A 23,339-nucleotide genomic window follows, 5' to 3' on the forward strand; every position below is an offset into this window, starting at 1 on the left:
GCCCAGGGTCTCCGCCGCGTGCAGGCCGGACAGCCAACCCCCTCGCTTGCCGATCGGGGTACGGACTGCCTCGACGATTACTGGTGTGCCCACGGCGGGCTCCTTTCCACGTGTCTACAAAAAGTAGAACAGGTTCTCCCCTTTGAGCAAGGAGAATGGGCCCAGTTCTTTGCCTAGTCTTTCCCTGATCGAAGCTCTATGCTTCAATCTTTGTAGAACGTGTTCCACATCACGCGCGGCGCCGATCGCGATGGCAGGAGACAACAGTGGCACAGCCCAACATTCCCGCGGGATTCGACTTTACGGACCCCGATATCTACGCGCACCGGCTGCCGGTGGAAGAACTCGCCGAGGTCCGCAAGGCCGAGCCGGTGTACTGGGTCGAGCAGCCCGACGGTGTCGGCGGATTCAACGACGGTGGCTACTGGTTGGTCACCCGTCACGAGGACATCCGCGACGTGTCGATGCGCGACGTGTTCTCCACCTGGGAGAACACCGCCATCCCGCGGTTCGCCGATGACATGAAGCGCGAGCAGATCGAACTGCAGCGCTTCGTGCTCCTGAACAAGGACGCGCCGGAGCACACCAAGCTGCGCAAGCTGGTCTCCCGCGGCTTCACCCCCCGCGCGATCAACGGGATCAAGGAAGAGCTGCGCGACCGCGCCGAGTCCATCGTCAAGGCCGCCGCTGCGGAGGGTAGCGGCGACTTCGTCACCCAGGTCGCGGCGGAGCTGCCCCTGCAGGCCATCGCCGAGCTCATCGGCGTGCCGCAGGAGGACCGCGGCAAGGTCTTCGAGTGGTCCAACCAGATGACCTCGTACGACGATCCCGAGTTCGCCGACATCGATCCGGCGGCCGCGTCGATGGAGATCCTCGGATACGCGTACCAGCTGGCCGAGGCGCGCAAGGCGAACCCGGGCGACGACCTCGTCACCACGCTCATCGAGGCGGACGTCGACGGCGACGAGCTCAGCCCGGAGGAGTTCGGCTTCTTCGTGATCGTGCTCGCGGTGGCAGGCAACGAGACCACCCGTAACGCCACCACGCACGGCATGAAGGCCTTCATGGACAACCCCGAGCAGTGGGAGCTGTACAAGAAGGAGCGTCCGAAGACCACGGCCGACGAGATCATCCGCTGGGCCACCCCGGTCGCCGCCTTCCAGCGCACCGCCCTCGAGGACACCGAGATCGGCGGTGTGGCGATCAAGAAGGGCCAGCGCGTGGTGATGAACTACGTGTCGGCGAACTTCGACGAGGAGGTGTTCGAGAACCCGGAGAAGTTCGACATCCTCCGCGACCCGAACCCGCACCTGTCCTTCGGCGGAACCGGCGCCCACTACTGCCTCGGCGCCAACCTGGCCCGCATGGAGATCGACCTGATCTTCAACGCGATCGCCGACTTCCTCCCGGACATCACCGAGGTCGGCGCGACCCGCCGCCTGCGGTCCGGCTGGCTCAACGGCATCAAGGAGTACCAGGTCGACTACAAGACCGGCGGTTGCCCGGTCGCCCACTAGGGCAGTCGATCCACCAGCACCATCCGGCAGCGCCGGCGCGGTCACCCCGCGCCGGCGCTGCCGTTTTCGTTCCCGGTGACCTCAGCGGCGCAGCCATTCGTCCCAGGCGGGCGCCACCAGTTCGAACAGGGCCGTGTAGCCGTCGGAACGCGGGTGGGCGCCGTCGCCGTCGCGGACCTGCCTGCGCCAGACGTCGTGCTTCTCCAGCGCAGTGAAGACGTCGACGAACGTGCAGCACCGCGCATCACAGATGTCGCGAAAATTATTGTTGAGCAAGAGAATCCGATGGTTGTGCTCCTCGTCGTGCACGGGCGGCGGGCCGACGAAGAGGACAGGTGCGCCCGCGGCGGCGTCGAGGCAGTCGATCAGGTTCTCCCGAGAGGTCGCGGCCGGGACCCGAGGCCCGTCGTCCGTGGCGGTCGCGTCGTTGACCCCGAAGGAGAACACCAGCCGCAGCTCCGTGTCCGCGGGCCTGCGGCGCTCGATCTCGTCGCGCAGCCGCGCCCGGATGTCGGTGGAGGTGTTGCGTCGGATCCCGAGGTTGTATCCGGTGGCCGGTCGCCCCGCCTGTGCGCTGCGGGCCAGCAGCCGGCCGGTCCAGCCGAGCGCGGTCTCGTCGCCGACGCCCGCGACAAAGGAGTCGCCGATGAAACAGATCCGGAGATCCTCCGAGTGACTCTGCACTGAATGTCATCCTTCCGATCGCCTGCGGTCGGACCCACCCTGCCGTGAAACGCAAAGGACCGCACCTCGATTTACGAGGCGCGGTCCTTCCGGCGTTCGTGCGTACTACAGCTTGACGAGCGTCTTCATCGCCCGGTCGACCTCCCAGAAGGCCCGAATCGACTGCAGCTTGCCCTCGTCGTTCACCCGGTAGATGAACACTCCCTCGGCATCGATCTGGTTGCCGGCCACGACGGACCGGATGCTGCCGATGTAGACCATCTCGTCACCGCACTGCAGGGTGTCCCTGATGTCGAACACGAGTGACTCGGTGTTCGCGATGGTCATGTCGTAGAAGCGGGCAATGGCCTCGCGGCCGTGGTGACCCTTGCCCTCGGGGTCGAAACCCGAAGGGCCGACCGGGTCCTCGACCCAACCGTCCTCCGCGAACAGCGCCAGCCACTCCTCCTTGCGCCTGCCGCTCGCGGCTGACTGGGACGCGCGCGACGCGATCCGGACAGGGTGCTCCGTCGCGGTCTCGGTCATGACGCTCCTCCCGCGATGTGGTCGGCCGCGAACTTGCGCAGCGAGTCCTGCTTGGCCTCGAGCGGGCCGTCGAAAGGAATGCCGTCGAAGATCCACGGCACCACGATGGAATCGGTGATGCCCGCGCCCGCGAGTTCGGCGTAGCCGTCCTTGCCGAAGCGGTCGATGCACACGGCCTGCAACTCGAAAGGCTCATCCGCGCGGCCGTATTCGGCCCGCAGATCATCGAGCTTGCGCTTGGTCTCGACCAGGTCCTTGAACTTCATCATCGCCGAGGTCCAGCCGTCGCCCACCCGGGCCGCCCGGCGCAGCGCCACGTCGGTGTGACCGCCGACGTAGAACGGCACCGGCTTGCTGGGCGCGGGACTGATCTGCAGGCGGTCGAAATCGTAGAACTCCCCATGGAACTCGACCATGCCGCCCGCGAGGGTCAGCTTGATGATCTCGATCATCTCATCGACCCGGGCGCCACGCTTCTTGAACGGCACGCCGCACCACTCGAACTCCTCAGGAGCCCAACCGATCCCGACGCCGAAACCGAACCGGTTCCCGGTCAGGTTCGCGACGGACCCGACCTGACGCGCGAGCAGCAGCGGGTTCCGGGACCCCAGCTTGAGCACGTTCGTGTAGAAGCCGATGGTGGAGGTGGCCGCACCAAGGGCCGCAGCGGCGATGAGGGGATCAACCCACGGGGTCTCGGCGTTCCACATCCGGGAGCCGTCGGGGGTGTATGGGTAGTCCGCCGCCGCCGTCTCCATGTAGAAGAGCGAGTCCGGCAGGGCGATATTGGCGAACCCGCATTCCTCGGCGGTCTGCGCGAGCGGGATGAGTTGGTCGAGCGGACTCATCGCGATGCCTACGGTGAACTTCATGCTGATCTCCTACTCGAGCTCGTCGGATTCGTCGGGCTACTCGGGCTTGTCAGCACCGACAACCCACATCGAGAAGTACTGTGAGCCGCCGCCGTAGGCGTGGCCGAAGGCCTTGCGGGCGTCCTGGATCTGGTGGTCACCGGCGCGGTTCATCACCTGCATCGCCGACTCAGCGAAGCGGATCATGCCGGAGGCGCCGATCGGGTTGGACGAGAGCACGCCGCCGGAGGCGTTGACCGGGAGGTTCCCGTCGCGGGCGGTCTCGCCCGCCTCGGTGAGCTTCCAGCCGGTGCCCTCCGCCGCGAACCCGAGGTTCTCCAGCCACATCGGCTCGAACCAGGAGAACGGGACGTAGATCTCGGCGGCGTCGATCTCCTTGAACGGATCGGTGATCCCCGCGTCCTTCCACAGCGCGGCCGCGGCGTCGCGTCCGGCCTGCGGGTTGACCTGGTCACGCCCGGAGAATGTGGTGGGCTCGGTGCGCATCGCGGTGGCGTGCACCCAGGCCACCTGGCGGCCCCGGGAGATCATCGACTTCGCCGAGTCCTCGTCGCCGATCACGATGGCGCACGCGCCGTCCGAGGACGGGCAGGTCTCGTCGAAACGGATGGGGTCCCACAGCATCTGCGACGCCTGCACCGACTCCAGTGTGATGTCGGGCTGCTTGAGGTGTGCGTACGGGTTGATGCTGCCGTTGAGCCGGTCCTTGACCGCGACCATCGCGCCGATGTGGCTGGGCGCGCCCGAACGGCGGATGTACGAACGCACGTGCGGGGCGAAGTAGCCGCCCGCGCCCGCGCCGACCGGCATCGTGAAGGGCACCGGGATCGACAGCGCCCACATGGCGTTCGACTCGGACTGCTTCTCCCAGGACACCGCCAGCACGCGCTTGTGCACGCCGGACTTGACCAGGGAGGCCGCCACGACACCGGTGGAACCGCCGACGGAGCCCGCGGTGTGCACGCGCAGCAGCGGCTTGCCGACGGCGCCGAGCGCGTTCGCCATCGCCAGCTCCGGCATCATCGAGCCCTCGAACATGTCGGGGGCCTTGCCGACGACGACCGCGTCGATGTCGTCCCAGCTGACCTCGGCGTCGGTCATGGCGCGGTCGATGGCCTCGCGGACCAGGCCGGACATCGTGACGTCGGTCCGCTTGGCGACGTAGTGGGTCTGGCCGGTGCCGAGGACCGCGGCCTTGTGCTTACCACCCATGATCAGTTACGTCCTTCCATGACCGCGACCAGGTTCTGCTGCAGCGCGGGACCGCTGGTGGCGTGTGCCAGGGTGCGGCCGGCCTCGCCGGTGTGGATCTTGCGGGCGGCGTGACCGATCCGCTCGAGGCCCGCCGAGAAGAGCGGGTTGCCCGAGAGCGGGCCGCCGGACGGGTTGACGGTGACGGACTCCGAGAGCCCGATCGCCTCGGCCAGGATGAGCTCCTGGTGGCTGAACGGTCCGTGCAGCTCGGCGACCTCGATGCCGCCGAGGTCGCCGCCGGTGGCGGCGCGGGCCGCGGCCGCGGTGGAGGGGGAGGTGGTGAGGTCACGTCCGCCGAGGGCGGGGGAGTCGATGATGTGCTCGAAACCGGTGATCCAGGCTGGGTTTTCGCACATCTCGCGGGCACGATCGCCTCGGGCCAGCACGATCGCCGAGGCGCCGTCCGTGATCGGCGCGCAGTCGTGCGCGCGGAGCGGGTCGGCGATGAACGGCTGCGCGAGCAGCGATTCGATGTCGTAGTCGCCGGAGAGCTGGCTGAGCGGGTTGTCCTTGGCCGCCCTGCGGCTGCGCACCACGACCTCCGCCATCTGCTCGGGCGTCCACTTGCCCGCATCGAGGCCTGCGCGGGCCTGCAGTCCCGCGACCGAGACCGAGTCCGGCCACAGCGGGGCGACCAGGTACGGGTCGAGCTGCATGGCGAGGACCTGGCGTAGGTTGCCTGCGGAGGACTTGCCGAAGCCGTAGACCAGGGCCGTGTCGACCTCGCCGGTCATGATCTTGATCCACGCCTCGTACAGGGCCCAGGCCGCGTCCATCTCGACGTGCGACTCGTTGATCGGCGGCACGGCGCCGATCGAGTCGACCGCGGAGATGAACGAGAAGGCGCGTCCGGCGAGGTAGTCGGACGAACCCGAGCACCAGAAACCGATGTCGGACTTGGTGATTCCGAGGGTGGAGTAGAGCTCTTGGAAGATGGGGACCAGCATCTCGACACCGTTGGTGGTGCCTGTGGTCTCTCGAAGATGGGGGGCCTGCGCGAAGCCGACCACTGCAATCTCTGTCACGGGGGTGGCCTCTCTACAGGTGCTGCTTGTAGGTGTCGTACTCGGCGTCGGGCTCGCCGGTAGGACGGAAATGGGAGATCGACTCGAGCGTGTAGCCGCGCTCCTCGCGTGGACGCCAGACGGCCTCGACGCGCAGGCCCATGCGCACATCCGCGGCATCGATGTCGAGGATCAGGTGCTGGATCGCGATGTCGGCGCCGTCGAGCAGGATGTACGCCGCGACGTACGGCGGCTTGATGCGCTGACCGAGGAACGGCACGTTGACGATGCAGAACGTGGTGACGGTGCCGCGGTCGGAGAGTACGACCTGCTCCTTGGTCGGGATGCCGTCGGTGGGGTTGGCGCCGCGCGGGGGCACGTAGACCTTGCCGTTGGCGTCGGTCCGCCCGCCGAGGATCTTGCCCTCGACTAGTCCGCGGAGGTAATAGCTCTCCTCGGCGGAGGCGGTGTGGGTGTACATCATGTCGACCGGGGTGGTCATGATGGTGACCGGTTCGGCGTCGGAAGGTGCTGCGGCGGTGGCGCTTCCGTCACCCTCGCCCGGCGCGAAGGAGGCGATGTCCTTGATGTGTCCGACGGTCTCGTCGGCCCAGCGGATGTGCACGCGCATGCCGGTGCTCATCTCGTCGGGAGAGGAGACGTCGACGGCGTGCAGGAGGGAGGTGTCGGCGCCGTCCAGCTTGATCAGCGCCCACGCGAACGGGCGGTCGAGGGGCTGGCCCTCGATGGGCTCGGCCATCCACGTCCACGACTGGACGGTGCCGACAGGCGACACCTCGACGAAGTCGGTGAGCGGCTCGGCGGTCACCGGGTCGTACTCGGCGGGGGGCACGTGCACCCGGCCGTCCGACCCGCGAACGCCGACGACGCGATGCGCACGCAGCCCGTTCACGAAGGCGCCGATGGTCGGTCCGACCGAGCGCGTGTAGTCGAACGCCATACGCAGCGGCGCGTTCAGCGGCCGCTCCTGGCCCGCCGAATCTGGCTCTAGTTCCAGTGAACTCTTCCTCATGGTCACAAAGTCGAGTAGAACAGGTTCTTATTCCACTAGCAATAGTGAGTTCTGATCACCACGGATATGGAGGCAGTCGATGAAGCTCGGGTTGCAACTTGGGTACTGGGGCGCGCAGCCCCCCGCCAACGCCCAGGAGTTGGTGACCGAGGCCGACACGGCGGGATTCGACGCGGTCTTCTCAGCCGAGTCCTGGGGCAACGACGCGTTCACCCCGCTGGCGTGGTGGGGCTCAAGCACGGAGCGGATCCGGCTCGGCACCTCGGTGGCGCAGCTGTCCGCCCGCACGCCGACCGGCGCCGCGATGCACGCGCTGACCCTCGACCACCTCTCTGGCGGCCGCGCGATCCTCGGCCTCGGCGTCTCCGGCCCGCAGGTCGTCGAGGGCTGGTACGGCCAGCCCTTCCCGAAGCCGCTCGCACGCACCCGGGAGTACGTCTCGATCGTGCGGCAGGTGCTCGCGCGGGAGGCGCCGGTGACCAACGACGGCCCGCACTACCCGATGCCGTTCAAGGGCGAGGGGGGCATGGGGCTCGGCAAGCCGCTCAAGCCGATCACCCACCCGCTGCGCGCTGACCTGCCGATCTGGCTCGGTGCGGAGGGTCCGAAGAACGTCGCGCTCACCGCCGAGATCGCCGACGGCTGGCTGGCGATCTACTACACCCCGCGCCTGGCACCGATGTACAACGAATGGCTCGACGAGGGCTTCGCGCGTCAGGGCGCCCGGCGCAGCCGCGAGGACTTCGAGATCGCGGCCACCTGCCAGGTCGTCATCACCGACGACCGCGCGGGGGAGATCGCGAAGCTCAAGCCGATCACCGCGCTGTACGTCGGCGGGATGGGTGCGGCGGAGGTGAACTTCCACGCGCAGGTCTACACCCGGATGGGCTACGGCGAGGAGGTCAAGGAGATCCAGAAGCTCTTCCTGTCGGGCCGCAAGGCGGAGGCGGCCGCGATCGTCCCCGACCAGATGGTCACCGACACGATGATCATCGGCAATGTCGACGAGGTGCGCACCCAGGTCAAGCAGTGGGAGGAAGCAGGCGTCACCATGCTGCTGGTGACCTGTCGGAGCGTCGAGCACATGCGCCAGCTCGCGGAGGCGGTCAACCCCGCCTGATGTGAGCGGAACACGTTCCAGAATCGGGCCCCGGATCGCCGAATCGGCAGTCCGGGGCCCGATCCGTCGGATGGGGTCAGCGGGTGTCTCGATCCGCCCCGGTCGCCAGGTCGTCGCAGTCGACTCGTCGCACGAGGCCTGCGTGCTCACGTAGGTACGGGAGGGCGCCCAGGTCGCCCGCAGCCGACCTCGACACCGCAGCCCAATGCACCCGGGCCATCACGACCGGGTGGCCGGGGTCGGCCCCGTAGAAGGCCCGGGCGAGCCCGCTCTCGGTGGCAGCCGCGGCGGCGACGACCCGGGCGACGGCATCGGCGCGCACGTCCGGCAGGTCGACCAGGTGAACGGCGGCGTAGTCGGCATCCGGATCGTCGGCGGCGGCCGCGAGGCCTGCCCGCAGCGAGGCGCCGACTCCCTCGCGCCAGCCGGCTGCGTAGACGGCCTCCGCGCCGTCCGGCACGGCCGTGTCCGCCGCGCCGAGCACCACGATGACCCGGGAGCAGCCCCCGTCCCGTAGCGCCGCGACCGCGGATCGCAGCCAGGCGCCCTGATTCGCCAGGACCTTCGGCATCCCGTACCGGCTGCCCTGGCCCGCGGCAAGCAAAACCCCGACGACTCGGTGCTGTGTCGTCGGGGTCTGCATGTCGTTGCCGGGGAGGTGGCCGCTACTTGCCCTGGAACTTCGGGGCGCGCTTCTCGGCGAACGAGCGCGGACCCTCCTTGGCGTCGTCGCTCCGGAACACCTCGGCGCCGATCTCGGCCTCGAGCTCGAAGGCGTCCTCCTCGTGCATGCCCTCGGTGACGCGGATGGTCTTGAGGATCGCCTGGACCGCGATCGGGCCGTTGGCCGCGATCGCGTCCGCGATCTCGAGCGCCTTGGTCAGCGCCTGTCCGTCCGGGACGACGTGGCCGATCAGGCCGAGTTCCTTGGCCTCGGGCGCCGGGACGTTGCGGCCGGTGAGCAGGATCTCGGCTGCGACGGTGTACGGGATCTGGCGGACGAGGCGGACCGCGGAGCCGCCGAGCGGGAACAGTCCCAGCCGGGCCTCGGAGACGCCGAACTTGGCGCTCTCGCCCGCGACCCGGATGTCGGTGCCCTGCAGGATCTCGGTGCCGCCTGCGATGGCGGCGCCCTCGACCGCGGCGATCAGCGGCTTGGTGAGCCGGCGGCCCTTGAGCAGCGCAGGCAGCTTGGTCAGGTCCATGCCGCCCTTGACGAACTTGTCGCCGGGGGCGTTCTTGTTCATGGCCTTGAGGTCCATGCCTGCGCAGAACGTGCCCCCGGCGCCGGTGAGGATCGCGACCCGGATGTCGGGATCGGCGTCGACCTGGTCCCAGGCCCGGGTCATGATCGCCATCATCTCGCCCGACAGGGCGTTACGGGCCTCGGGGCGGTTCATGGTCACGATGAGGACGTGACCGCGCTTCTCGACGAGGCAGTGAGCGGACTGTTCCGAAATGTCGGAAATCTCGGCTGTGGTGGAGGACACTCTCGGCTCCCGATATCGTGTGAGTTGAGTCTCACATTGGCTCTTGCCAGAAACGGTAACACGTTCTACTTTATGGGCGTGGCCCTAAATATCGCAGACTTCGTCGAGCACTCCATTGACCTGAATCCAGAGCGGGTGGCGCTGCTGGACAGCGACCGCGAGATCACCTATGCGCAGCTGGAGGAGCGGACCAACCGCCTCGCGCATTACCTGCAGGATCGCGGTGTCAAGCCGGGTGACAAGGTGGGCATCTACAGCCGCAACACGATCGAGGCCATCGAGGCCATGGTCGCGGTGTTCAAGGCCCGTGCGGTGATGGTCAACGTGAACTACCGCTACGTCGAGAACGAGTTGCAGTACATCTTCGAGAACTCGGACATGGCCGCGCTGATCGTCGAGCGCCGGTACGTGGACAAGGTGGCCAACGTGCTGCCGAACACCCCACTGGTCGAGTCCGTGATCGTCGTCGAAGACGGCACCGATCTCGACTACTCCTCGTTCGACGGCGTCGAGTACGAGCAGGCCCTGTCCCTGGGATCGCCCGACCGGGACTTCGGCGAGCGCAGCCCCGACGACATCTTCATGCTCTACACCGGCGGCACCACCGGCATGCCGAAGGGCGTCATGTGGCGGCACGAGGACTGGTGGCGGGTACTCGGCGGCGGCACCAACTTCATCACCGGCGAGCGCGTCGAGGACGAGTGGGAGATCGCGAAGGTCGGCGCCGCGAACCCCGCGATGGTGCGGTTCCCGATCCCCCCGATGATCCACGGCGGCTCGCAGTCTGCGGTCTTCCACAGCCTCTTCGGCGGCGGCACCCTCGTGATGCACCCCGAGTTCAACGGCCACGAGGTGTGGCAGGTCATCGACAAGCACAAGGTCAACCTCATCTTCATCACGGGCGACGCGATGGCGCGCCCCATGGTCGATGCCCTCATCGCCGGCAACCCGGAAACCGGTGAGCCGTACGACCTCTCGTCGCTGTACGTGATCGCGAGCAGCGCGGCGCTGTTCTCTCCGTCGCTCAAGGAGCAGTTCCTCGACCTGCTGCCCAACCGTCTGCTCACCGATTCGATCGGTTCGTCGGAGACCGGCTTCGGCGGGCTCGCGACCATCTCGAAGGGCTTCGAGCACACCGGCGGTCCGCGGGTGAAGATCGACGCCTCCACCGTGGTCATCGACGATGAAGGTAACCAGGTCGAGCCCGGTTCCGGTCAGGTCGGCCTGCTGGCCCGGCACGGTCACATCCCCCTCGGCTACTACAAGGACGAGGTCAAGACCGCGGCGACCTTCAAGACGTTCAACGGGGTTCGTTACTCGATCCCCGGCGACTACGCCACGGTCGAGGCGGACGGCACGGTCACGATGCTCGGCCGCGGATCGGTCTCCATCAACAGCGGCGGCGAGAAGATCTACCCGGAGGAGGTCGAGGGTGCCGTCAAGTCGCATCCCGACGTCTTCGACGTCCTGGTCGTCGGTGTCCCGGACGAGCGCTTCGGCCAGCGGGTCGCCGCCGTCGTCGCGCCCCGCGAAGGCACCCGCCCGAGCCTGGCCGACATCGTCGCCGCCTCCCGCAAGGAGATCGCCGGCTACAAGGTGCCCCGCAGCCTCTGGTTCGTCGACGCGATCAAGCGGTCGCCCGCCGGCAAGCCGGACTACCGCTGGGCCAAGGAGCAGACCGAGCAGCGCGAGGCCGACGACCACTACAGCAACGGAAACGCGTGATGCGTAACGCCCTCGCCGACAAGTTCGGCATCCAGTACCCGATCTTCGCGTTCACCCCGTCCGAGCACGTGGCGGCGGCGGTGTCGCGCGCAGGCGGACTCGGCGTGCTGGGCTGTGTGCGGTTCAACGACCCGGAGGAGCTCGAGGCCGTCCTCACCTGGATGGACGAGAACACCGACGGCAAGCCGTACGGCGTCGACATCGTCATGCCTGCCAAGATCCCGACCGAGGGCAAGGCCGTCGATCTGGACAAGCTGATCCCGGCCGAGCACCGCGCGTTCGTCAACCGCACGCTCGAGGAGCTCGGCGTGCCGCCGCTGTCCGACGATGTCGAGCGTGCGACGGGCACCCTTGGCTGGCTGCACTCGGTGGCCCGCGCGCAGGTCGACGTCGCGCTCCGGCACCGTCCCGCGCTGATCGCCAACGCGCTCGGGTCGCCGCCGAAGGACGTCATCGACGAGGCGCACGAGCACGGCGTGCCGGTCGCGGCGCTGGCGGGCGCGGTCGGTCACGCACTGAGCCACGTGGCCAACGGCGTCGACATCGTCATCGCCCAGGGCTACGAGGCGGGTGGCCACACCGGCGAGATCGCCTCGATGGTCCTGGTTCCCGAGATCGTCGACGCGGTGGGCGATTCCGCCACCGTGCTGGCCGCGGGCGGTATCGGCAGCGGTCGCCAGATCGCGGCGGCGATGAGCCTCGGCGCCTCCGGCGTGTGGATGGGTTCGTACTGGCTGACCGCCGCGGAGTACAAGCTGGGTAGTGCGGCAGACGGCACGTCCGCTACGCAGCGCGCGCTGCTCGCGGCGACCTCGAGCGACACGGTCCGCTCTCGGATCTACTCGGGCAAGCCGGCCCGCCTGCTCAAGACCAAGTGGACCGAGGCCTGGTCCAAGCCCGGCGCACCGGACGCGCTGCCGATGCCACTGCAGAACCTGCTGGTCGCCGAGGCGCACCAGCGGATCGTCGCCTCGGAGGACCCCGAGGTGGTCGCGATGCCTGCAGGCCAGATCGTCGGCCGGATGAACGAGATCCGGCCGGTCGCGGAGTCGATCGCCGAACTGGTCGCCGAGTTCGACACAACCGTCGCGCGACTGAGCAAGCTCACGTAGGTGCGACGCCCGCGGGCGTCGGACAGCTAGGCCACACACGAAGGCCGGGTACGAATTTCGTACCCGGCCTTCGCGTTTGTTTCGGGACCGCCACCCGACAGCGGGCTGTGTCTAGGTGTTCAGCTCGGCGTCGAGCTTCGCCCGCAGCTCCGGGGTCACGGGTTCGAAGTCGATACCACCGGGCGCGCGATACCAGACCGGGTCGGCGCAGTGCCAGCGCTCGGCACTGAGGGTGCGACCTAGGACCTTGTAGGTGGCCGTGCGGGGCAGGTCCGTGCAGACCCGGACGAAGCTCGGCACCTGCTTCGGTCCGAGATCCGACTGGGCGCCGAGGAAGCGGGAGAAGTCGGCGATGTCGAAGTCGCTCGTCGCCACCAGCGCGACGGCCACCCGGTCGCCGACCTCGGGGTCAGGAACCCCGTACGCGGCGACCTCGCCGACGTGGGGATGCCTGCCGAGGATCTGCTCGATGGGCGCGGTGCCGAGGTTCTCGCCGTCCACCCGCATCCAGCCGGAGCTGCGGCCTGCGAAGTACACGAAGCCCTCCGCGTCCCGGTAGCCCAGGTCGCCGCTCCAGTACTGGCCGTTCCGGACTCGCTCGGTCTCGGCCTCGGGATTCTTGTAGTACCCCGCGAAGCTCCCTGTGCCCGCGGTGTTCACCAGCTCGCCCGTCGCGACGTCCGCGTTGACGATCCGCCCGGCGGCGTCGAACTCCGCGGCGGGGCACGGGACCCCGGTGTCCGGGTCGAGCACCTCGATGCCCGCGGGGAGCAGGCCGAGGGCGCCGACAGGGGTGCCGGGGCTCCGCGGGATCAGGACGCCGCCTTCGGTGGAACCGAACCCGTCGACCACCCGGACATCGAACCGGCGCCCGAATTCGGCGATCGAGGACGGGGACCCCTCGTTGCCGTAGAGCACCTTCAGCGGGTTGTCGGCGTCGTCCGCCGCCTCGGGGGTGGCCAGCACGTAGGCGAGCGGCTTGCCGACGTAGTGCGCGTAGGTGGCGCCGAACCGCCGGACGTCCGGGATGAACTGGGACGCGGAGAACTTGCGGCGCAACGCGAGGTCGGCGCCGACGGCGACCGCGACCGCCCAACAGGCCATCACCGCGCCCGAGTGGAACATCGGCATCGAGATGTAGGCGGTGTCCGCGGCCGACAGCCCGAACCGTTCGGCGAGCATGATGCCGGGCCCGGCCACCATGCGGTGGGTCACCCGGACCGCCTTCGGATTCCCACTGGTGCCGGAGGTGAAGATCAGCATGAACAGGTCGTCGCCTGCGGGAGCGGGCGCGGGCGCGGCGCTGTCGGGGTGGGTGGCGAGCAGTTCCGGCCACTCGGGACCGTCGATGGTGAGGACGCGGACGCCCCCCAGATCGAGGCCGTCGAGCAGGGCGAGACGCTCGGTGTCGGTGACCACCACCTGGCAGTCGGCACGCGCGATGTCGCCCGCGAGCGCCTCGCCGCGCCGGGTGGTGTTCAGACCCACCACGACCGATCCGCCCAGCGCCGCGGCGCCGAGCAGGAGGGAGAACTCGGGAACGTTGTCCAGCAGCACCCCGACGTGTCGGGGTGCTGCCGGATCGAACAGGGCCGCCAGGCCCGCCGCTAGACCGGCGCTGAGTGCGACGTGTTCGGACCACGGAATTCTCTTGTCCTCGAACAGAATTCCGTGGTCGTCGTCGTCTCGAAGCCGGAGCAACAGATCGGTGACGGTGGGCGTCGCGGTCGTCATGTGTGCAGCCTAGATTCAGGCAGGCACGTCGGCGAGGATCTGTCCCAGCCTGCGCAACTGCTCGGTGGCCGAGCCCAGCGCGAACTCGTTGTGCTTGGCAGCCAGGAAGTACCGGTGCACCGGGTGGTCGCGGTCGAGGCCGACGCCGCCGTGGATGTGGATCACGGTGTGCGCGACGCGGTGGCCCGCATCGGCCGCCCAGAACTTCGCGGTTCGGACCTCTTCCTCGGCAGGCAGGTTCTCGCTGAGGCGCCAGGCGGCCTGCCACAGCGTGGACCGGACGCCCTTGACGTCGATGAAGGCGTCGGCGAGGCGCTGGGCCACGGCCTGGAAGCTGCCGATCGGGCGGTCGAACTGGACCCGCTCACGCGCGTACTCCGCGACCAGTTCCAGGGCCCGCTCCAGGGTGCCGAGCTGGGTCGCGCTCAGCGCGACCGCGGCGCGGGCCAGGATCCAGTCCACGATCTCGGATCCGTTCTCGGTGCTGCCGAGAACCCGGTCCGCTCCGAGCTTGGTGCCTGCCAGCTCGACGATCGACTCCGCGCTGAAGTCGGTGACGCGCTGGCGGTCGATGGTGACCCCGGCATCGGACGGCTGCACCAGGAACACCGCGACACCCTCGGGGGTGGTGGCGGGAACCAGGATCAGGTCCGCGAAAGCGGCCGCGGGCACGGTGATCTTGGTGCCGGTCAGCAGCCACTCGTCGCCGCTGCGGACCGCCGTGGTCACCGGCTTGGCCGGGTTGTCGTTGAGCTCCTCGGCGAGGGCGACGGTCAGGACGACCTCGCCCGCTCCGGCGCGCTGCGCCCACTGGCGCTTGGCGTCGTCACCGAACTCGGCGAGTGCCGACGCGGCGAGGACGATCGAGGACAGGTACGGCACTGCCGCGAGCGGCCGGCCCAGTTCGCGCAGCACGCTGCACTGTTCGAGGATGCCGAAGCCGCCGCCACCGACCGACTCGGGCAGCGCCGCCGCGAGCACGCCCGCATCGGCGAGGGCCTGCCAGAGCTTGTCGTCGAAGCGGTCCTCGGCGGCGTCCAGTTCGCGCAGGCGGTCGTTGGTGGTGAGCTTCTCGGCGATGCTCCGGGTGAGTTGTTCGAGGTCCTGCTGGGCCTCTGTGTGGCTGAAATCCATGATGTTCCTTTGACTCGCGCGGTCAGCGCAGGATGGGGGCCGGGGTCAGCGCCTGGTGGGCGGTGGTAGTCACCGCTTGGCGGGCGGCTGGCCCAGCGCCGTCATGGCGAGGATGTCGCGCTGCACCTCGTTGGTGCCGCCGCCGAAGGTCAGGATCAGGGCGGAACGGTGCCAACGCTCGAGGCGGCCGCGCACGGCGACGCCCTTCGAGTCCTGCCGCAGGTATGCCAGGGGGCCGAGGACCTCCATGAGCAGTCGGTACGCCTCGGTCGCGAACTCGGTGCCGAAGACCTTGCACGCCGACGCGTCGCCCTTGCTCGGGGCCTCCGCGGAGGACACCTCCCAGTTCAGCAGCTTGAGGTACTCGACCTTGGCGTGCACCCGGGCGAGGTTGATCTGCACCCACTCCTGGTCGATGACGCGACGGCCGTCGGCCAGCTTGGTGTTCTGCGCCCACTCGATGGTGTCGCGCAGCGCGCCCTGGATCTGCGCGGCGGAGACCAGCGCGACCCGTTCGTGGTTGAGCTGATTGGTCATCAGCCCCCAGCCACCGTTCTCCTCGCCGACCAGTGCGGACGACGGGACGCGCACGTCCTGGTAGTACGTGGCGCTGGTGTCCGGACCGGCCATGGTGTGCACCGGGGTGTAGGAGAAGCCCTCGGCGGTCGTCGGGACGATCAGCATGCTGATGCCCTTGTGCTTCTTCACATTCGGGTCGGTGCGGACGGCGAGCCACACGTAGTCCGCGTACGCGATGAGGCTCGTCCACATCTTCTGGCCGTTGATGACGTAGTCGTCGCCGTCCTTGACCGCGGTGGTCCGCAGGCTGGCCAGGTCGGTGCCTGCGCCGGGCTCGGAGTACCCGATGGAGAAGTGCACCTCGCCCGAGGAGATCTTGGGCAGGAAGAACTTCTTCTGCTCCTCCGAGCCGTAATGCATGATGGTCGGGGCGACGGAGTTGATCGTGAGGAACGGCACCGGGGCGCCGGCGATCGCGGCCTCGTCGGTGAAGATCAGCTGGTCGATCGGCGACCGCTCCTGTCCGCCGTACTCCTTGGGCCAGCCGAGCGTGAGCCAGCCGTCCTTGCCCATCTCGCGCACGACGTCGCGGTAGACGGTGCCCGAGCCGTACTCGCCGGTCTGGGCGTTGAGCGCTTCGCGACGCTCGGGAGTGATGAGCTTCGCGAAATAGGCGCGCAGCTCCTCCCGCAGCTTCTGCTGCTCGGCGCTGTAGGTGATTTGCATCGGTACCTCTCCGGTCTCTGACACAGGTTCTAGTCTGTTTTGGTGCCGTTATCTGGTTGCGATCGGCCGAGCTGGCGAGACGCACTTTCGGCCCGTCACTATGGGTTTTTCGCATCATTGCACAGGAGTGGAACGGGTTCTAGTCTTATGCTGGATCTGCCCGCGGGTCCAGCCCATAGACACGCGTGCCGCAGACGTCGATTCGAACGAGAAGTGAGGTTCATTCATGGAGGTCAAGGTCGATAGGGATCGCTGTGAGGCGAACGGTGTCTGCGTCGGCATCGCGCCGGACATCTTCGATCTGACGGACGATGACGAACTGGTGATCACCCAGCCCGGTGACGACGCCGATTCCGTGGCCAAGTTGGAGGAGTCGGTCGCCCAGTGCCCGCGCGCTGCGCTGACCCTCGAGCGCTAACTGTTCTTGCCGGGAATAAGAACACGTTCTAGAGTGAGCGCCGTCACGGATGTGACGGCGGAACCCGCTCCGGGGGCCGCATCGAAATCACGAAGGCAGTGGTGAGTTTGACTAGTCGCGAGGTAAGTCTGGACGGCAAGGTCGCAATCGTGACCGGTGGAGCGTCGGGTCTCGGCAAGGCCGAGGCGATCGGCCTCGCCAAGGCGGGCGCGAACGTCGTCATCAACGATCTGGTGGCCAACGAGAACGCCGATGCGGTCCTCGACGAGATCCAGACTCTCGGCGGCAAGGCGGTGTTCATTCCCGGCGACATCGGCGAGCGCGCCACCGCGGATGCGCTGATGGAGGCCGCCCAGCAGGCGGGCGGTGTCGACATCGTCGTCAACAATGCGGGCATCGTGCGGGACAAGATGCTGTTCAGCATGTCCGACGAGGACTGGGATCTCGTCCTCAAGGTCCACCTTCGCGGCCACTTCCTGCTGTGCCGCAACGCGGCGGTGCACTGGCGCGCCGAGTCGAAGGCGGCGGGCGCGCCGGTCTACGGCCGCCTGATCAACACGTCTTCCGAGGCCGGCCTGCTCGGCCCGGCCGGACAGCCGAACTACGGTGCGGCCAAGGCGGGCATCACCGCCCTCACCCTGTCCGCGGCACGCGGCCTCGAGCGCTACGGCGTTCGCGCCAACGCGATCTGCCCGCGCGCACGCACGGCGATGACCGAGAACGTCTTCGGTGACGCCCCCGAGGACGGCACCGATCCGCTCTCGCCCGAGCACGTCGTGAACCTGGTGTCGTACCTGGCCTCGCCCGCCGCCGACGCCATCAACGGCCAGGTCTTCATCGTCTACGGACCGATGGTGGCGCTCATGGCCGCGCCGGTCGTCGAGCAGCGATTCGATTCGCCCGATGCGGTGTGGACCCCCGAGGGCCTCGCGGACTCGCTCGGCGGCTACTTCGACGGGCGCGATCCGGCTCGGATGTTCGCGGCGACCGAAGCGGTCAAGTCGCTCGGCTGACCTGCGCATTCGGCCGTACCTGAGAAACGTGCGAATTTCGGCACACAGGTAGGCCGGCTGGGTGAAGATGATGGCCGGGGTGGGTTCGACCTGCCCCGACAACAATGAGTACGTGTTCTAGATTTCCGCACGTCCGGGTGGGGTGGGGACGAATCCCGGAGTGGTCGCGGCACGAGCCCGAGTGGCCGAACGAGCGTGGGGGAGAACCTTCGCACTTGTGTGGATACTCGATGTCGTGGTCGGTGGCCATCGGGACTCACCAGGCACGTGATCGATGAAAGACAAAGGGAGTCAACGTGGCCGGAGGTCGCATGCTCGGAGACCCGCTCCGGGCCTGCGCCACCGACCACCGAACCCGCCGGCTGGGCCCCGCTGAACACGGGTGCCCGACCGCCGGGTCCGCCCTCCCGGTGGTACGAGTTGACCAGCACTGATGCGTCCGGAGGGGAACACCTTTGACAGGTGAACACGTTCTAGTTAGTATGACCTGGATCACAGGCATCCGGGGGGATCTCGCATCTCCTCCGCGGTGCCCTGCGCGAGAACACTGACGAGGAGGCACGATGGATGACCTCCTTCTGGTGCCGCTGCGCGCCGTGGGCGGCTTCTTCGCGATGGCGGGGGAGACCTTCAAGGCGATGGGCAGGCGGCCTTTCCAGCGCCGTGAATTCGTAGACCAGGCCTGGTTCGTGGCCCGGGTGTCGATGGTGCCGACGGTGCTCGTCGCCATCCCGTTCACCGTGCTCGTGGTCTTCACGATCAACGTCCTGCTGCGCGAGATCGGCGCCGCCGACCTCAGCGGCGCGGGCACCGCGCTCGGCGCGGTCACCCAGGTGGGGCCGATGGTCACCGTGCTGATCGTCGCCGGTGCGGGCGCCACCGCGATCTGCGCCGACCTCGCCGCGCGAACCATCCGCGAAGAGATCGACGCGATGAAGGTGCTCGGCATCAACCCGATCCACCGGCTGGTCGTGCCCCGGGTGCTCGCCTCGACGGTGGTCGCCCTGCTCCTCAACGGGCTGGTGTCCACCATCGGCATCGTCGGCGGCTTCATGTTCTCGGTCTTCCTGCAGGACGTGAACCCCGGCGCCTTCATCAACGGGATCACGCTGCTGACCGGCTTCGGTGAGCTGATGCTCTCGCAGCTCAAGGCCGGTTTGTTCGGCATGATCGCGGGCCTGGTCGCCTGCTTCCTCGGGCTCAACGTAAAGGGTGGCGCAAAGAGTGTGGGTGACGCGGTGAACCAGACGGTCGTCTTTGCGTTCATGGCGCTGTTCGTGGTGAACGTTCTCGTCACCGCCGTCGGTGTCAAGCTGACGGCGGGGTGACGGGATGGCATTCGCACTGACAGGGCGTTTCCGGGGGACCAGGAAGCGGATCGGCAAGTTCTCCGGTTCGATCGACGGCATCGGTGATCAGGCGCTGTTCTATTGGCGGGCAGTCGCCTCGGCCCCGCGCGCGTTCATCCACTACCGGAAAGAGACGATCCGGCTGATCGCCGAGATCAGCATGGGCACTGGCGCGCTCGCCGTGATCGGTGGCACCGTCGTGATCGTCGGCTTCCTGACCCTCTTCGCAGGCGGCACCATTGCCGTGCAGGGCTTCAGTTCCCTCGGCAACATCGGCGTCGAGGCCTTGACCGGCTTCTTCGCCGCCTTCATCAACGTGCGCATCGTCGCGCCGGTCATCGCGGGCATCGGCCTGGCCGCCACCATCGGCGCCGGCTCCACAGCACAGCTGGGCGCTATGCGGGTCACCGAGGAGATCGACGCGCTCGAGGTGATGGCGATCCCGTCGATTCCGTACCTGGTGAGCACCCGCGTGATGGCGGGGATGATCGCGATCGTGCCGCTCTACGCGCTGGCCGTGACCGCCTCGTTCATCGCCAGCCGATTCGCGACGGTCGTGATCTACGGGCAGTCGCCGGGCGTCTACGACCATTACTTTTCGACGTTCCTGATACCGACGGACATCCTCTGGTCCTTCGCCCAGGCGATCGTGATGGCGCTGGCCGTCATGCTCATCCACACCTACTACGGGTACAACGCCAGCGGAGGCCCGGTCGGCGTGGGCGTCGCGGTCGGTAATGCGGTGCGTACCTCGCTGATCGCGGTGGTCACGGTCACGCTGCTCATCTCGCTCGCCATCTACGGTGGGTCCGGCAACTTCAACCTCTCGGGATAGCGCGCATGTCTGAACCTGAACCCAAATGGAAGAAGAAGGTCGCCGCGCTGGTGCTCGTGGGCAGCCTGGTCGGCGTCGCGACCGTCTCGCTGACCATGTTCTCCGGTGGCTTCACCGACAGTGAGCCGGTGACGGTGACCGCCGACCGCGCGGGTCTGGTGATGGACCCCGACGCCAAGGTGAAGATGCGCGGCGTCCAGGTCGGTCGCGTCGCCTCAATCGGTCAGGAGGGCGACCAGGCCAAGCTCGAGTTGGCGATGGATCCGGCCTCCATGCACCTGATCCCGTCGAACGCACAGGTGGAGATCAAGTCCACCACCGTGTTCGGCGCCAAGTACGTGAACTTCGTTGTGCCGGAGAACCCGTCGTCGAGCTCGCTGTCGCCCGGCACCACCATCGAGGCCGACTCGGTGACCGTCGAGTTCAACACGCTGTTCGAGAACCTGTCGACGCTGCTGCAGCAGATCGAGCCGGAGAAGCTCAACGCCACCCTCGGCGCGATCTCCGAGGCGCTCAACGGCCGCGGCGACCAGCTCGGCCAGCTGCTGGAGGAGACCGACCAGTACCTGAAGAAGGTGAATCCCGCACTGCCGCAGTTGCAGCGCGACCTCCAGGCCGCTTCGACGGTCACCAACGTCTACGCCGATGTCACGCCGAACTTGATGCGGTTGCTCGACAACGCGACCGCGACCAGCGGCACCATCGTCGACGAGCAGGCGAACCTCGACCTGCTGCTGATGAACGTGACCGGGCTGGCGAACAACGCGAACGGCGTGCTCACCGAGAACGAGGCCAACCTGACGAAGGCACTGGCGGACCTGCGGCCCACGACCGAGCTCCTCGGTGAGTACTCTCCGTCGATCGCCTGTCTGCTCACCGGGCTGGCCAAGACGCTTCCTGCCGCCAACGAGATCTTCGGTGGTCTGCAGCCGGGCGTGGCGCTGAGCACCAGCTTCGTGTACGGCACCGAGCCGTACACCTACCCGAAGGACCTGCCGAAGGTGAACGCGTCCGGTGGACCACACTGCATGGGCCTGCCGGACTTCGATCCCAAGCGTGACGGCAACTCGAACTTCCTCGTCGCCGACACCGGGACGGTGCCGTACGTGCCGTCAACGAAGGTCAGCACGAACATGCCCAAGGTCTTCCAGCTGCTGTACGCGGGCGTCTACCCGGAGGGGGGGAACTGATGCGGCCGACCACTGTCAAACTGCTGATCTTCACCACGGTGATGGCGCTGATCTTCGCCGGGCTCGCGGTCGTGTTCAGCCAGTACCGATTCAGCACCTCGAATTCCTTCACCGCGCAGTTCTCCGATTCCTCGGGCGTGAAGGCGGGTGACAAGGTGCGCATTGCAGGCGTGCCGGTCGGCTCGGTGAAGGGGGTGAGCATCGACAGCGACAACCTCGCGGAGGTCGACTTCAACGTCGACAGCCAGTACGAGCTCTTCAAGAGCACCAGGGCCACGGTGCGCTACGAGAACCTGGTCGGAGACCGGTACCTCGAGCTTCTCGAGGGCGCCGGCTCGATGGAGCAGCTCGACGACGGCGGGACCATCCCGGAGGATCAGACCTCGCCTGCGCTCGACCTCGATCTGCTGCTCGGCGGGTTCAAGCCGCTGCTCAAGGGCTTGGATGCGGAGCAGGTCAACGATCTCTCCGGCGCATTGCTGCAGGTCTTCCAGGGCCAGGGCGGCACGCTGGTCTCGCTGCTCGGCAGCACCAGCTCGTTCACCAAGACGCTTGCCGACCGGGACGAACTGATCGGTGAGGTGATCACCAACCTGAACACCACGCTCGGCACGATCAACGGCAAGGGCGAACAGTTCTCCACCACGATCGATCAGCTCCAGCAGCTGGTGAGCGGGCTCGCGAAGGACAGCGATCCGATCGGTAACGCGATTCCGCAGATCGCCACCGCCACCGGCGATCTCGCCGAGCTGTTGCAGGGTGCACGCCCGGACCTGCAGTCCACCATTGCCGAGGGCGGTCGCGTCGTCACCCAGCTCGATCTGGGCAAAGACGACCTCGACTGGGTGCTCGGGGAGCTGCCCGAGGCGTACAAGAAGCTGATCCGGGTGGGCGCGTACGGCGGGTTCTTCCAGTTCTACACCTGCAGCGTGCAGTTCAAGTTCTCTGGCCCGGATGGCAAGGATCTTCGGGTTGGCCTCCCCACGACCCCGACGCAGACGACAGGGAGGTGTGCGGTCAAGTGACAAAGCCACGCGAAAGGGACCCCGTTCAGATCGGGATCATCGGCCTGGTCGTCGCCGGCTCCCTGGTGATTGCAGGCATGCAGTACGACCAGCTGCCCTTCATCTCCGGTGGCGGCCAGTACACCGCGCATTTCGCCGACGCGGGCGGACTGATGACGGGAGACAAGGTCACCGTCTCGGGCGTCAATGTAGGCACCGTCGACAAGGTCGACCTGGACGGCCCGCAGGTGCTGGTCACCTTCACTGTTCAGGACGGGATCGCGCTCGGCGACGAGACGAGCGCCGCGGTCAAGACCAACACCATCCTCGGCCGCAAGTCGCTGAAGGTGACCCCCGCGGGAGGCGGGACGCTGCGCAAGTCCGAGACGATTCCGTTGGAGCGCACCAACTCCCCGTACTCGCTCAACGACGCGCTCGGCGACCTGTCGAACACCGTCTCCGATCTCGATACCGATCAGCTCAACAACTCGCTGAACGCGATGTCCGACACGCTCCAGGACACCCCACCCGAGCTGCGGACCGCGCTGGACGGGGTCACCCGGCTCTCGGCGAGCATCAATTCGCGCGATGAGAGCCTGCGCGAGCTGCTCCATCGGGCGGAAGGCGTGACGGGGATCCTGGCGACCAGGAGCGATCAGATCAACGCCCTGCTGGTGGACGGCAACCAACTGCTCGCCGAGCTCGACCGCCGGCGCAATGCGATCAGCGAGCTGATCGTGAACACCTCGGCGGTCTCCAAGCAGCTGACCGGGCTGGTGCAGGACAACCAGGAACAGATGAAACCGACTCTGGAGAAACTGAATTCGGTGGTTGCGGTGCTGCAAAAGAACAAGGACAACATCGGGAAGGCGCTGGACGGACTTGCTCCGTACGCGACCGCGCTCGGCGAATCCGTCGGCAGCGGGCCGTTCTTCATGGCGTACGTGGCGAACTTCCAAATCGGCGCGATGACCCAGACCCTTTCCGACTCGCTGGTCTGGCCCGAGCACGTGCCCAAGGATCTGCAGCAGTTCCCGCCGCTGACCGTCACGCCCGTGGACCCGAACCGGTGAGCGCCCCG

General features: G+C 67.6%; 22 protein-coding genes. 11 read left to right on the plus strand and 11 right to left on the minus strand.

Going from position 1 to position 23,339, the window contains the following annotated elements; genetic code table 11:
- Positions 1 to 266 precede the first annotated feature (266 nt).
- Positions 267 to 1,517: a cytochrome P450 gene (locus C8K38_RS12640; protein ID WP_077042902.1), complete on the plus strand. Its 1,251-nt coding sequence runs from the start codon at positions 267 to 269 to the stop codon at positions 1,515 to 1,517.
- A gap of 81 nt (positions 1,518 to 1,598) precedes the next feature.
- On the opposite strand, the gene C8K38_RS12645 is transcribed toward C8K38_RS12640, so the two are convergent.
- The 6 genes from C8K38_RS12645 to C8K38_RS12670 all read right to left on the minus strand — a co-directional run bounded on the left by C8K38_RS12645 (position 1,599) and on the right by C8K38_RS12670 (position 6,889).
- Positions 1,599 to 2,201, minus strand: coding sequence for a DUF459 domain-containing protein (locus C8K38_RS12645; RefSeq protein WP_097211825.1), 603 nt, complete (start codon positions 2,199 to 2,201; stop codon positions 1,599 to 1,601).
- A gap of 105 nt (positions 2,202 to 2,306) precedes the next feature.
- A complete protein-coding gene (locus C8K38_RS12650; protein ID WP_097211826.1) occupies positions 2,307 to 2,726 on the minus strand; it encodes a nuclear transport factor 2 family protein in 420 nt (139 codons plus the stop codon).
- Positions 2,723 to 3,598 (minus strand): TIGR03619 family F420-dependent LLM class oxidoreductase, encoded by an 876-nt coding sequence (locus tag C8K38_RS12655; protein ID WP_097211827.1) that lies wholly within the window; start codon positions 3,596 to 3,598, stop codon positions 2,723 to 2,725. The genes C8K38_RS12650 and C8K38_RS12655 overlap by 4 nt, the downstream gene beginning before the upstream one ends.
- A 36-nt stretch (positions 3,599 to 3,634) precedes the next feature.
- Positions 3,635 to 4,810, minus strand: a complete 1,176-nt coding sequence (locus C8K38_RS12660; RefSeq protein WP_097211828.1) for a thiolase domain-containing protein — start codon at positions 4,808 to 4,810, stop codon at positions 3,635 to 3,637.
- 2 nt (positions 4,811 to 4,812) lie between these two features.
- Positions 4,813 to 5,877, minus strand: a complete 1,065-nt coding sequence (locus tag C8K38_RS12665) for a thiolase domain-containing protein (RefSeq protein ID WP_097211829.1) — start codon at positions 5,875 to 5,877, stop codon at positions 4,813 to 4,815.
- Positions 5,878 to 5,890: 13 nt separating this feature from the next.
- Positions 5,891 to 6,889: a Zn-ribbon domain-containing OB-fold protein gene (locus tag C8K38_RS12670; RefSeq protein ID WP_097211986.1), complete on the minus strand. Its 999-nt coding sequence runs from the start codon at positions 6,887 to 6,889 to the stop codon at positions 5,891 to 5,893.
- Positions 6,890 to 6,968: 79 nt separating this feature from the next.
- On the opposite strand from C8K38_RS12670, the gene C8K38_RS12675 reads away from it, so the two are divergent.
- On the plus strand, positions 6,969 to 8,009 hold the full coding sequence (locus tag C8K38_RS12675; RefSeq protein ID WP_097211830.1) for an LLM class F420-dependent oxidoreductase: 1,041 nt from the start codon (positions 6,969 to 6,971) through the stop codon (positions 8,007 to 8,009).
- 76 nt (positions 8,010 to 8,085) lie between these two features.
- On the opposite strand, the gene C8K38_RS12680 is transcribed toward C8K38_RS12675, so the two are convergent.
- Together C8K38_RS12680 and C8K38_RS12685 are read right to left on the minus strand one after the other, a co-directional pair.
- A complete protein-coding gene (locus tag C8K38_RS12680; protein WP_097211831.1) occupies positions 8,086 to 8,652 on the minus strand; it encodes a nucleotidyltransferase family protein in 567 nt (188 codons plus the stop codon).
- A 22-nt stretch (positions 8,653 to 8,674) separates the two neighbouring features.
- Positions 8,675 to 9,499, minus strand: a complete 825-nt coding sequence (locus C8K38_RS12685; protein WP_097211832.1) for a crotonase/enoyl-CoA hydratase family protein — start codon at positions 9,497 to 9,499, stop codon at positions 8,675 to 8,677.
- A 78-nt stretch (positions 9,500 to 9,577) separates the two neighbouring features.
- Here C8K38_RS12685 and C8K38_RS12690 point away from each other — a divergent pair, with 78 nt between their 5' ends.
- Positions 9,578 to 11,224: an acyl-CoA synthetase gene (locus tag C8K38_RS12690; RefSeq protein WP_097211987.1), complete on the plus strand. Its 1,647-nt coding sequence runs from the start codon at positions 9,578 to 9,580 to the stop codon at positions 11,222 to 11,224.
- The gene (locus C8K38_RS12695) at positions 11,224 to 12,336 is read left to right on the plus strand and encodes an NAD(P)H-dependent flavin oxidoreductase (protein ID WP_097211833.1); all 1,113 of its coding nucleotides are present in this window, start codon (positions 11,224 to 11,226) and stop codon (positions 12,334 to 12,336) included. The genes C8K38_RS12690 and C8K38_RS12695 overlap by 1 nt, the downstream gene beginning before the upstream one ends.
- A 111-nt stretch (positions 12,337 to 12,447) precedes the next feature.
- On the opposite strand, the gene C8K38_RS12700 is transcribed toward C8K38_RS12695, so the two are convergent.
- From C8K38_RS12700 to C8K38_RS12710, 3 genes are all read right to left on the minus strand, one after another.
- A complete protein-coding gene (locus C8K38_RS12700; RefSeq protein WP_097211834.1) occupies positions 12,448 to 14,070 on the minus strand; it encodes a long-chain-fatty-acid--CoA ligase in 1,623 nt (540 codons plus the stop codon).
- 15 nt (positions 14,071 to 14,085) lie between these two features.
- Complete coding sequence (locus C8K38_RS12705) at positions 14,086 to 15,204, minus strand: acyl-CoA dehydrogenase family protein (protein WP_097211835.1); 1,119 nt, start codon at positions 15,202 to 15,204, stop codon at positions 14,086 to 14,088.
- A gap of 69 nt (positions 15,205 to 15,273) precedes the next feature.
- Positions 15,274 to 16,449 carry an acyl-CoA dehydrogenase family protein gene (locus C8K38_RS12710; RefSeq protein WP_077043915.1) on the minus strand — a complete coding sequence of 392 codons (1,176 nt, stop codon included), beginning with the start codon at positions 16,447 to 16,449 and terminating at the stop codon, positions 15,274 to 15,276.
- 226 nt (positions 16,450 to 16,675) lie between these two features.
- On the opposite strand from C8K38_RS12710, the gene C8K38_RS12715 reads away from it, so the two are divergent.
- The 7 genes from C8K38_RS12715 (at position 16,676) to C8K38_RS12745 (ending at position 23,331) form a co-directional block, all read left to right on the plus strand.
- Entirely contained in the window at positions 16,676 to 16,867 is a 192-nt protein-coding gene (locus C8K38_RS12715) for a ferredoxin (protein ID WP_077042895.1), read from the plus strand.
- 98 nt (positions 16,868 to 16,965) lie between these two features.
- Positions 16,966 to 17,880, plus strand: a complete 915-nt coding sequence (locus C8K38_RS12720; protein WP_077042894.1) for a 3-oxoacyl-ACP reductase — start codon at positions 16,966 to 16,968, stop codon at positions 17,878 to 17,880.
- Positions 17,881 to 18,443: 563 nt separating this feature from the next.
- A complete protein-coding gene (locus tag C8K38_RS12725) occupies positions 18,444 to 19,208 on the plus strand; it encodes an MlaE family ABC transporter permease (protein ID WP_097211836.1) in 765 nt (254 codons plus the stop codon).
- A 4-nt stretch (positions 19,209 to 19,212) separates the two neighbouring features.
- A complete protein-coding gene (locus C8K38_RS12730; RefSeq protein WP_097211837.1) occupies positions 19,213 to 20,064 on the plus strand; it encodes an MlaE family ABC transporter permease in 852 nt (283 codons plus the stop codon).
- Between the two features lie 5 nt (positions 20,065 to 20,069).
- Entirely contained in the window at positions 20,070 to 21,254 is a 1,185-nt protein-coding gene (locus C8K38_RS12735) for an MCE family protein (protein WP_097211838.1), read from the plus strand.
- The gene (locus C8K38_RS12740) at positions 21,254 to 22,279 is read left to right on the plus strand and encodes an MCE family protein (RefSeq protein ID WP_097211839.1); all 1,026 of its coding nucleotides are present in this window, start codon (positions 21,254 to 21,256) and stop codon (positions 22,277 to 22,279) included. The genes C8K38_RS12735 and C8K38_RS12740 overlap by 1 nt, the downstream gene beginning before the upstream one ends.
- On the plus strand, positions 22,276 to 23,331 hold the full coding sequence (locus C8K38_RS12745; RefSeq protein ID WP_097211840.1) for an MCE family protein: 1,056 nt from the start codon (positions 22,276 to 22,278) through the stop codon (positions 23,329 to 23,331). Before C8K38_RS12740 ends, C8K38_RS12745 begins: the two co-directional genes overlap by 4 nt.
- The last annotated feature ends 8 nt before the right edge of the window (positions 23,332 to 23,339 follow it).

Origin of the sequence: Rhodococcus sp. OK611 (assembly GCF_003050885.1) — a bacterium.
GTDB lineage: Bacteria > Actinomycetota > Actinomycetes > Mycobacteriales > Mycobacteriaceae > Rhodococcus_G > Rhodococcus_G oryzae.

Bases quoted from the DNA above. Each gene is read 5' to 3' on its own strand.
- C8K38_RS12680 (WP_097211831.1), bottom strand. From the start codon at position 8,652: ATGCAGACCCCGACGACACAGCACCGAGTCGTCGGGGTTTTGCTTGCC.
- C8K38_RS12740 (WP_097211839.1), top strand. From the start codon at position 21,254: ATGCGGCCGACCACTGTCAAACTGCTGATCTTCACCACGGTGATGGCG.
- C8K38_RS12655 (WP_097211827.1), bottom strand. From the start codon at position 3,598: ATGAAGTTCACCGTAGGCATCGCGATGAGTCCGCTCGACCAACTCATC.
- C8K38_RS12735 (WP_097211838.1), top strand. From the start codon at position 20,070: ATGTCTGAACCTGAACCCAAATGGAAGAAGAAGGTCGCCGCGCTGGTG.
- C8K38_RS12705 (WP_097211835.1), bottom strand. From the start codon at position 15,204: ATGGATTTCAGCCACACAGAGGCCCAGCAGGACCTCGAACAACTCACC.
- C8K38_RS12695 (WP_097211833.1), top strand. From the start codon at position 11,224: ATGCGTAACGCCCTCGCCGACAAGTTCGGCATCCAGTACCCGATCTTC.
- C8K38_RS12715 (WP_077042895.1), top strand. From the start codon at position 16,676: ATGGAGGTCAAGGTCGATAGGGATCGCTGTGAGGCGAACGGTGTCTGC.
- C8K38_RS12675 (WP_097211830.1), top strand. From the start codon at position 6,969: ATGAAGCTCGGGTTGCAACTTGGGTACTGGGGCGCGCAGCCCCCCGCC.
- C8K38_RS12700 (WP_097211834.1), bottom strand. From the start codon at position 14,070: ATGACGACCGCGACGCCCACCGTCACCGATCTGTTGCTCCGGCTTCGA.
- C8K38_RS12670 (WP_097211986.1), bottom strand. From the start codon at position 6,889: ATGAGGAAGAGTTCACTGGAACTAGAGCCAGATTCGGCGGGCCAGGAG.
- C8K38_RS12660 (WP_097211828.1), bottom strand. From the start codon at position 4,810: ATGGGTGGTAAGCACAAGGCCGCGGTCCTCGGCACCGGCCAGACCCAC.
- C8K38_RS12650 (WP_097211826.1), bottom strand. From the start codon at position 2,726: ATGACCGAGACCGCGACGGAGCACCCTGTCCGGATCGCGTCGCGCGCG.
- C8K38_RS12710 (WP_077043915.1), bottom strand. From the start codon at position 16,449: ATGCAAATCACCTACAGCGCCGAGCAGCAGAAGCTGCGGGAGGAGCTG.
- C8K38_RS12725 (WP_097211836.1), top strand. From the start codon at position 18,444: ATGGATGACCTCCTTCTGGTGCCGCTGCGCGCCGTGGGCGGCTTCTTC.
- C8K38_RS12730 (WP_097211837.1), top strand. From the start codon at position 19,213: ATGGCATTCGCACTGACAGGGCGTTTCCGGGGGACCAGGAAGCGGATC.